This is a genomic window from Halomonas sp. A11-A (assembly GCF_003182195.1).
Lineage (GTDB): Bacteria > Pseudomonadota > Gammaproteobacteria > Pseudomonadales > Halomonadaceae > Halomonas > Halomonas alkalicola.
This window is the reverse complement of sequence record NZ_QGTM01000053.1, coordinates 1-2,002: the sequence shown is the minus strand read 5'-3', so window position 1 is coordinate 2,002 and position 2,002 is coordinate 1. Positions and strand designations below refer to the sequence as shown.

The 2,002-nt window shown below is 62.1% G+C and carries 1 protein-coding gene; it reads left to right on the top strand.

What is annotated here, in order from left to right; genetic code table 11:
* Positions 1-630 precede the first annotated feature (630 nt).
* The gene (gene ltrA / locus DER72_RS15925; protein ID WP_211620819.1) at positions 631-1,902 is read left to right on the top strand and encodes a group II intron reverse transcriptase/maturase; all 1,272 of its coding nucleotides are present in this window, start codon (positions 631-633) and stop codon (positions 1,900-1,902) included.
* Positions 1,903-2,002 lie beyond the last annotated feature (100 nt).

Here is a 2,002-nt window from a genome sequence, read left to right as displayed (position 1 = left end):
CGGGTGTGCGCCAGGCAAAGCCTGGTCGCTGGGGGAGCCACACAGGGAGGCGTGGCCTAAACAGCGAATTGAAACCCAGTGGGTGCAAGTCCCACCCGGCCAAGGGTAGCCGCCAGCCGGTAGCGAGTCTTGCGCAGCATCGGGCAACCGGCGCTGTGAAGCGTAGACAGTGAGTGAGCAGGCCGTGTGATAGAGCACCGAAATGTTGGAATCGTGGCTGCCGACATTCTGCCCGACGTGGAAGGCAACACCGACCCGCTGAAATGGCTTGGCGGAAAGGAGCCACCGGTGTCAGAGAGCAGGGCATGCTCACACAGGGGTTTCCCAGGAACCTGGGAGGCCCGCCTTTCTCCCCCGAAAGGTGAAAAATCAGGTGCAGGAGCCACCTGTCCCGAAAGCTCCCGGTTCGGTGCTGTCGTGCCTGACGGTACCGGAAGCGAACCACAGGCACTCAGGGGGTACGGCCAGGCGATCACAAGGAGCCAGTCGGACGGAAGGGCGGGAGTCGGAGTTGCCCATAGTACCGAAGAAGGCGGGGAACCTACTCGACGGGACCCGCTGGAGGGAAGGGGCAATCAATCATCAGAACTGCACGAGGGACACATGACAGGTACACAGGAACCTGAGGTCATGTCCACGAAACAAGTGCGGATAGCAGCGCTGGCAGAGCGCTTCCCGCAGCGTGCCTTCACGTCACTGGCGCACCATATCGACGCCCAGTGGCTAAAGACGGCCTACCTGATGACGCGCCGTGACGGTGCCGTCGGGATCGATGGCCAGACGGCGGACGACTTCGCGCGTGACTTCGAGGCCAACATCCAGCGCCTGCTGGAAGCGGCCAAGAGCGGTCGCTACCGGGCGCCGCCGGTGCGGCGTGTCCATATCCCCAAGGGAGACGGGCGTGCCACACGACCGATCGGCGTCCCCACCTTCGAAGACAAGGTCCTGCAGCGTGCCGTGGTCGCCCTGCTGGAGCCTCTCTACGAGCATGACTTCCTGGAGTGCTCATATGGCTTCCGGCCAAGGCGCTCGGCGCACCAGGCGATCAAGACGGTATGGGATGAATTGTCGAGGATGGGCGGTGGTTGGGTCATCGACCTGGACATCAAGGCCTTCTTCGACACGATCGACCACCGGCACCTGCGAGCGTTTCTGCAGCAACGAGTGAAGGACGGTGTGATCCTGCGCCTGATCGGCAAGTGGCTCAAGGCCGGGGTACTGGAGGCCGGGCAGTGGCAGAAGGGTGAGCTAGGCAGTCCGCAAGGGGGCGTGATTTCCCCTTTATTGGCGAACGTTTACCTCCACTACGTGCTGGACGAGTGGTTCGAACAAGATGTTAAGCCACGACTGAAAAGTCAGGCGTTCGAGGTGCGTTTCGCCGATGATGCCGTGCTCGCCTTCAGCAACGAAGCCGACGCCCGCAAGGTGTTAGAGGTACTGCCCAAGCGCTTCGCGCGCTACGGGCTGACCCTGCACCCCACCAAGACCCGGCTGGTGCGGTTCCGGCCGCGCCCGGGGCAACGCGCCGAGACCTTCGACTTCCTGGGTTTCACCCACTACTGGGGGAAGTCACGCCGGGGCAGCTTGATTATTCAGCGGAAGACGGCGAAGGACAGGTTCAGTCGCGGGCTCAAACGGATCGCACATTGGTGTCGCCATAACCGACACCGTCCACTGCGTGACCAACATCGGGAGCTATGCAGGAAAGTGCAGGGGCATGCAGCCTACTACGGTATTCGTGGCAACATGAGAGCCCTACAGACATTCCGGTTCCGAGTGTCGTGGATCTGGGTGAAGTGGCTGAGTCGCCGCTCACAGAAGGGCCATATCCCGTGGGACAAAGCCTGCAAGCTACTGGATGCCCTGCCACTAACTCCGGTGAGGATTGTGCAGCAATGCTGAGTCCTTCAGCGAACCTGATGATTGAGGAGCCGGGTGCGTTAATTGCGCACGCCCGGATCTGAGGGGGGCCGGGACGAGCAATCGCCCGGTCTACCCGACT

Bases quoted from the DNA above. Each gene is read 5' to 3' on its own strand.
- ltrA (WP_211620819.1), top strand. From the start codon at position 631: ATGTCCACGAAACAAGTGCGGATAGCAGCGCTGGCAGAGCGCTTCCCG.